Below are 5,955 nucleotides of genomic sequence, written 5' to 3'. Positions count from 1 at the left end.
GTGAACCCCTTTTGTAGCTTTTTCCCTTTTCCTGCTCCCTCCCCCCCCCCCCTTGCGCCCCGTGGGACGGCCGAACACTGTCGTTCTCGCGATGATCAGCCGTTGGCCAGCGACCGCGCGATGACCAGGCGCTGGATCTGGTTGGTGCCCTCGAAGATCTGGGTGATCTTGGCCTCGCGCATGTAGCGCTCGACGGGGAAGTCCTGGGTGTAGCCGTAGCCGCCGAAGACCTGGACGGCGTCGGTGGTGACCTTCATGGCGGCGTCGGTGGCGGTGAGCTTGGCGACGCTGGCCTGGCGGGAGTAGGGGAGGCCGGCATCGCGGCGGCGGGCGGCGTCGAGGTAGGTGGCGCGGGCGGAGTCGACGGCGGCGGCCATGTCGGCCAGGACGAAGCCGAGGCCCTGGTGGTCGATGATGGGGCGGCCGAAGGCTTCTCGCTCCTTGGCGTAGGCGACGGCGTCGTCGAGGGCGCGCTGGGCGATGCCGGTGGCGACGGCGGCGATGCCGAGGCGGCCGGAGTCCAGGGCGCTGAAGGCGATCGGAAGGCCCTGTCCCGGTTCGCCGATGAGGCGCTCGGCCGGGAGGAAGACGTCGTCGTAGGCGGCGGTGGTGGTCGGGACCGCGCGCAGGCCCATCTTCTCCTCGGGCTTGCCGAACGACAGGCCCTCGGTGCCAGCGGGGACCAGGAAGCACGAGATGCCGCGTGAGCCCTCGCCGGTGCGGGCGAACAGGGTGTAGTAATCGGCCTTGCCGCCGTTGGTGATCCACGCCTTGGTGCCGGTGATCCGGTAGCCGCCCTCGGCCTCGACGGCCCGGCAGCGCAGGGCGGCAGCGTCGGATCCGGCGTGTGACTCGGACAGGCTGTAGGCGCCGATCAGGTTGCCGGACAGCATCTCCGGCAGCCAGCGCTGCTTCTGCTCCTCGGTGCCGTAGGCGAACAGCGGATGGCACGACAGGCTGTGCACGCTCACCGCCACCGCGACCGCGGCCCAGCGTGCGCCGAGCTCCTCGAGCACCTGCAGATACACCTCGTACGGCTGCCCGGCCCCGCCGAACTCCTCCGGATACGGCAGGCTCAGTAGCCCCGCCGCACCGAGCGCGCGGAACGCCTCGGCGGGGTAGCGCTCCTGCTTCTCGTACTCCACGACCTGGGGCTCGAGCACCTTGTCCGCGATATCGCGGGTGAGCTCGATGAGGTCGCGGGCTTCGGGCGTGGGCAGCAGGCGATCGACGGGCATACCGGTCACATTACGACCGACACCCAATTGCGTGCAAGGGAGCACGCAATTTCGTAAGGCGGCTAGACTGACCAGGTGGTATCCGGTCTGCCCCCGAACAAGCATCAGGAGAAGAGCCTCCGCACCCGAGCGCTGCTGCTGGACGCGGCCATCGAGAGCCTGGCCGAGGTCGGGTACGCGAGCGCGTCCATCGCCGACATCACCGCGCGGGCCGGGGTGACGCGGGGCGCGCAGCTGCATCATTTCCACACCCGGCAGGAATTGTTCGCCCAGACCATCGAGCATCTGACGCAGCGGCAGGGGGAGGCGCTGCAGCGGCGGGAGCGGACGCTGTCGCGGGCGGTGTCGGCGGGGGAGGTGCTGGTCGAGCTGGTGACCGCGCCGTTCGCGGGGAAGCTGGGCAAGGCGGCGGTGGAGCTGTACGTCGGCATCGCCAACGACAAGGACCTGCGCCGGAACATGCTGCGCGTGCAGCACGACCTGACGATCGAACTGCTCGACGCCTGCGGGCGTTTCATCGACGTGCCGCGCGAACGCCTCGAGGCCGCGTTCTGGCTCACTATCAACCTGGTGCGCGGCGCGACCCTCGACGAGATGGTGGGACGGGATCGCCTGCGGCGCAAGCAGGTTCTCGCCGACTGGGCGCGGCTCGCCGAGGGCATGCTCGGGTGAAACACGAACGTTCACGGTCGCGATAACCGACCGTTGGATGGTTCGTGTGTGCCCGGCGGGCCGGGCACACCCTCGGGGGAGGGACGCCGTCGTGGCGATCAATCGGCGAAATCTGTTGCGGGCGGCCGGACTCGGCGTGAGCCTGGCCGCACTCGGGTCGGCAACCGGCTGCGAGCCGGAGGTGCCTGCCGCGCAACCGCCTGCCGGACAAGTGGATTGGGTTGGGCTACGGCAGCGCTTGAGCGGGACACTGAATCTGCCGTCCGATTCCGGTTATGCGACGGCGAAACTGGCCTACAACCCCGCGTTCGACACCCGGCAGCCTGTGGCAATCGCGCAGTGCGCCACGGCTTCCGATGTGCAGGCCTGCGTCGATGCCGCCGCGAGCGCGAAGATCCCGGTGGCGGCGCGCAGCGGCGGGCACAGCTACGGCGGCTACTCGACACCCGACAACGGCCTGGTCGTGGATCTGGGCGGGATGAGCGGGGTCGAGGTGAAAGCGGACGGCACCGCGGTCATCGGTGCGGGCACGCGGCTGATGGACGTGTACTCCGCGCTGGCCCAGGCGGGCCGCTGCCTCCCGGCCGGGTCCTGCCCGACGGTCGGGATCGCCGGGCTGACGCTCGGCGGCGGGGTCGGCGTGCTGGCCGGGAAGTACGGATTGACATGCGACAACCTGGTTTCGGCGCAGGTGGTCACCGCGGACGGCACGCTGCGGACCGCCTCGGCGACCTCGGAACCGGATCTGTTCTGGGCGCTGCGCGGTGGCGGTGGCGGCAACTTCGGCATCGTGACCTCGTTCACCTTCCGGACCGTGGCGGCACCGCGGCTGGCGGTCTTCCAGGTCCGCTTTCCGGCCGGATCGCTGACCGACGTGCTGGGCGCCTGGCAGACCTTCTCCGCGTCGGCTCCGGACGAATTCTGGTCCACCCTCGGTATTTCCGCCGGGAGCCCGCCGACGTGCCGGATCAATGGCTGCTATGTCGGATCCGAGAGCGAGATGAACGGTCTCCTCGACAAACTGGTGGCAGCCACCAAGACCCAACCGTCCAACAGGTATTCGCTGACCAAGGACTACCTATCGGCAATGATGTATTTCGGCGGGTGTGCGAATTATTCGGTGGAGCAGTGCCGGCCGAATTGGAATGGCGGGGGAGTATTGGGTCGTGAGTCGTTCACGGCCTCCTCGCGAGTACTGACCACACCGCTTTCCGACCCGAGTCGGTTGACCGCACTGCTCACCGGACGGGAAGGGATGGATATTCTGCTGGACAGCCTCTGCGGGGCTCCCTCGCGAATCGGCGCGAAGGACACGGCTTTTCCGTATCGCGGCGCACTCGCGACCGCCCAGATCTATGTCGGCGCCACCACATCGGATGCGCGGAACGCCGTGAACGAGGTACGGGATCGGCTCGGCGACCTGACCGGGAACACGGCATTCGTCAACTACATCGACCCCGACCTATCGAATTGGGGCAGCGCTTACTACGGCGACAACGCGTCTCGTCTGCACGGCATCGCCGAGCACTACGACCCCAATGGCGTCTTCACCTTCGACCAGTCGGCGTCGAAGGTCTGACGGCTCAGAACGGTGCGGGAAGTCGAGCGTAGACGGTCGGAGAGCCGGCCAGGGCTGTCCCGCGCGCCCACGAGGTGATGCCGACCAGCTTGCCGTCGATGAGCAGCGGTCCGCCGCTGTCGAATTCGGCGGTGTCGGCCTCGGTCGAGCCGGCGCACACCATCTCGGTGGCATCGAAGACGCCGGGGTAGTCGGCGGCGCAGTCGGCGTCGGAGACCAGTGGGACGGTGGCGCGCCTGAGCACGGTGTTGGACAGGTCGTTTTCGGAGGTCCCGCCCCAGCCGAGCACGGTCGCGCTGCCGCCCTGCGGCGCGGCGATCGGCACGGTGGGTCGGTGCTGTGGGGTCGCGAGGGTCAGGATGGCGAGGTCGTGATAGTAGACGTTGACGCCGTCGACCGTGTCGGTGCGGAAATCGGGGTGCAGGTGAACATTGGTGACGCTCAGGGTGATTCCGTCGTGCGAAGTCAGGTCGCTGCGATCGAAGGTGACCGTCAGCGCCTGCGGCAGCAGCTGCGCGATCGCCACACAGTGGGCGGAGGTGAGCACCTGGTCGGGCGCGATGAGTGCGCCGCCGCAGAACTGGCCGGAGGCGCGGGGGAAGAACAGCGGGGTGCCGACTGCGGCGAGCCAGGGATAGTCGCCGGCCTGGGCTTCGGTGCCGCCGACCACGGCGTTCGCCGGGAGCGTGGCGGGGATGACGCAGCCGATGAGCGCCGCGGCGAGCACGGCGATCCGGCGGGAGATCGACATCTGGCCATTCAAACAGAGATCAGGGAGTTTCGACGAGCGGAGGTGTCGGTCCCCCGGAGTACGGTCGCGAACATGACCTCCTGGACCGAGTTCGCCGTGGCCGCACCCCGTATCTCGACCATCTTCACCCGTCGTCATGCCGCCACCGGCAACCTGTGCATGCTCGCCACCCTCCGCAAGGACGGCTTCCCACGCATCAGCCCGCTCGAACCGCGCATCTTCGAGGGCGAGCTATGGCTGGTCGGTATGCCGGGGACGAAGAAGTTCGCGGATCTGGCCCGCGACCAGCGCTTCTGCCTGCACACGGCGACGGTGGACACGCAGGTCAGCGATGGGGACGTGAAGATCTTCGGCACGGTGCACGATGTCCAGGATCCCGAGCTGCAGCGGCGCTGGGCCGAGGACCTGTTCGCCGAGAGCGGGTTCGACCTGCGCGGCCGCAAGTTCGAGCCGTTCTACGCCGTCGACATCACGGGGGCGTCGTCGGTCGAGATCGTGGACGGGCGTATGGAGGTGACGGCCTGGAAGCCGGGGCAGTCCGAGCACGTGGTCGAGGTCTCCGATGCAGCGGAACCCGCGACGACATAACGTGCAATATTGCATCGAGTGCAAACAAGCAAACGATGCAAGTGTGCACGAAGTGCTGAACAAGGGTGTATTTCAGCGCTTTTCGGGGTCGGGATGCGGTGAGGAGTGGGTGTGGTGATGGAAATCCACCCGCCGTGGGGCTATCGGGAGCGACCGTCGGGGGTCGGCGGCGCGGTGGTGTGGACTCGCGAGGGCGTCGTGGACACGGATCTGCCCGTGCTGCCGGACGGCAGCATGGATCTGCTGTGGATCGACGGGCGACTCTCGGTAGCGGGCCCGGACACTCGCGCCTACCGTCCGCCGGTGGGATTCGCCGACCGGATCACGGGGATCCGCTTCTTCCCTGGCACGGCTCCGGCTCTGCTCGGGGTGCCCGCGCACGAACTACGCGACGCCAGAGCTGATCTCGCCGACCTCTGGTTGCCGGCAGACCTCCGCCGCGCCTCCGAGCTGATCGCCAAGGCGCCGAATCCGGCGGTCGGTCTCGAGACCATCGCACGCTGGCGTGCGAGCAAGACCGATGTCGCGGATCCGATGGTGCGATTCATCGTGACCTCGTTGGGCTCGGGGATGTCGGTGTCGGCGACGGCCGAAGAATTGGGGACGGGTCCGCGGCGGCTGCATCGACTCTCCTTGGCGGCCTTCGGGTATGGGCCGAAGACTCTGGGCCGGGTATTGAGGATGCAGCGGGCGTTGGCGCTGGCGCGGGATGGGATGGGGCTTGCGGAGGTTGCCGCATTAGTGGGATACGCGGATCAAGCGCATTTTACTCGGGATATTCGAGAGTTTTCGGACATGTCGCCCGGGCAATTGCTTGGGTTAGTGGAAATGTCCTCGGTCTGAATTTCCTTATATCACATGGTAATTCATGCTTTATTGGCATGTGGCAGAGGTAGAATTGATGCATGGATTCGAAGGGGGAAACACTCGACACGTGCGGCATCGCCGACCTGGCAGCCGCCGTCGAAACCCTCTCGAATTCCATCCTCAACGGAAACCTGAACCCGTTCTCCGATGGCGATGTTGTGGAGTTGATGCAGCGCCTGGAAACCTGCAAACGTCAACTGTCGGCGCTGGATTCACGCCTGATCATCGAAGCCTGCAACCGTTCGCTGCCCGAAGGCAGT

The 5,955-nt window shown here is 67.3% G+C and carries 6 protein-coding genes and 1 pseudogene; 5 read left to right on the top strand and 2 right to left on the bottom strand.

Features of this window, described 5'->3' with window-relative positions; all coding sequences use genetic code 11:
• Positions 1-95: 95 nt before the first annotated feature.
• Complete coding sequence (locus ACFXN1_RS47840) at positions 96-1,238, bottom strand: acyl-CoA dehydrogenase family protein (protein WP_379446451.1); 1,143 nt, start codon at positions 1,236-1,238, stop codon at positions 96-98.
• 75 nt (positions 1,239-1,313) lie between these two features.
• Between ACFXN1_RS47840 and ACFXN1_RS47835 the strand changes: the two genes are divergently transcribed.
• Both ACFXN1_RS47835 and ACFXN1_RS47830 read left to right on the top strand, forming a co-directional pair.
• Positions 1,314-1,910, top strand: a complete 597-nt coding sequence (locus ACFXN1_RS47835) for a TetR family transcriptional regulator (RefSeq protein WP_379446450.1) — start codon at positions 1,314-1,316, stop codon at positions 1,908-1,910.
• A 91-nt stretch (positions 1,911-2,001) separates the two neighbouring features.
• The gene (locus tag ACFXN1_RS47830; protein ID WP_379446449.1) at positions 2,002-3,489 is read left to right on the top strand and encodes an FAD-binding oxidoreductase; all 1,488 of its coding nucleotides are present in this window, start codon (positions 2,002-2,004) and stop codon (positions 3,487-3,489) included.
• A gap of 4 nt (positions 3,490-3,493) precedes the next feature.
• Here the strand turns inward: ACFXN1_RS47830 and ACFXN1_RS47825 are convergent, their stop codons facing one another.
• Positions 3,494-4,240 (bottom strand): S1 family peptidase, encoded by a 747-nt coding sequence (locus ACFXN1_RS47825; RefSeq protein ID WP_379446448.1) that lies wholly within the window; start codon positions 4,238-4,240, stop codon positions 3,494-3,496.
• A 72-nt stretch (positions 4,241-4,312) separates the two neighbouring features.
• Here ACFXN1_RS47825 and ACFXN1_RS47820 point away from each other — a divergent pair, with 72 nt between their 5' ends.
• The 3 genes and pseudogenes from ACFXN1_RS47820 to ACFXN1_RS47810 all read left to right on the top strand — a co-directional run.
• Positions 4,313-4,828: a pyridoxamine 5'-phosphate oxidase family protein gene (locus tag ACFXN1_RS47820; RefSeq protein ID WP_379446447.1), complete on the top strand. Its 516-nt coding sequence runs from the start codon at positions 4,313-4,315 to the stop codon at positions 4,826-4,828.
• Between the two features lie 117 nt (positions 4,829-4,945).
• Positions 4,946-5,671: a helix-turn-helix domain-containing protein gene (locus tag ACFXN1_RS47815; protein WP_379446452.1), complete on the top strand. Its 726-nt coding sequence runs from the start codon at positions 4,946-4,948 to the stop codon at positions 5,669-5,671.
• Positions 5,672-5,733: 62 nt separating this feature from the next.
• Positions 5,734-5,955 (top strand): annotated as a pseudogene (locus ACFXN1_RS47810) (hypothetical protein); the annotation flags it as partial.

This window comes from Nocardia sp. NPDC059154 (assembly GCF_042755705.1).
In the GTDB taxonomy this organism is placed as follows: Bacteria; Actinomycetota; Actinomycetes; order Mycobacteriales; family Mycobacteriaceae; genus Nocardia.
This window is presented reverse-complemented; position numbering and strand designations above follow the sequence as displayed.

Coding starts and splice junctions, on each gene's coding strand:
- ACFXN1_RS47840 (WP_379446451.1), bottom strand. CDS start 1,238: ATGCCCGTCGATCGCCTGCTGCCCACGCCCGAAGCCCGCGACCTCATC.
- ACFXN1_RS47825 (WP_379446448.1), bottom strand. CDS start 4,240: ATGTCGATCTCCCGCCGGATCGCCGTGCTCGCCGCGGCGCTCATCGGC.
- ACFXN1_RS47820 (WP_379446447.1), top strand. CDS start 4,313: ATGACCTCCTGGACCGAGTTCGCCGTGGCCGCACCCCGTATCTCGACC.
- ACFXN1_RS47815 (WP_379446452.1), top strand. CDS start 4,946: ATGGAAATCCACCCGCCGTGGGGCTATCGGGAGCGACCGTCGGGGGTC.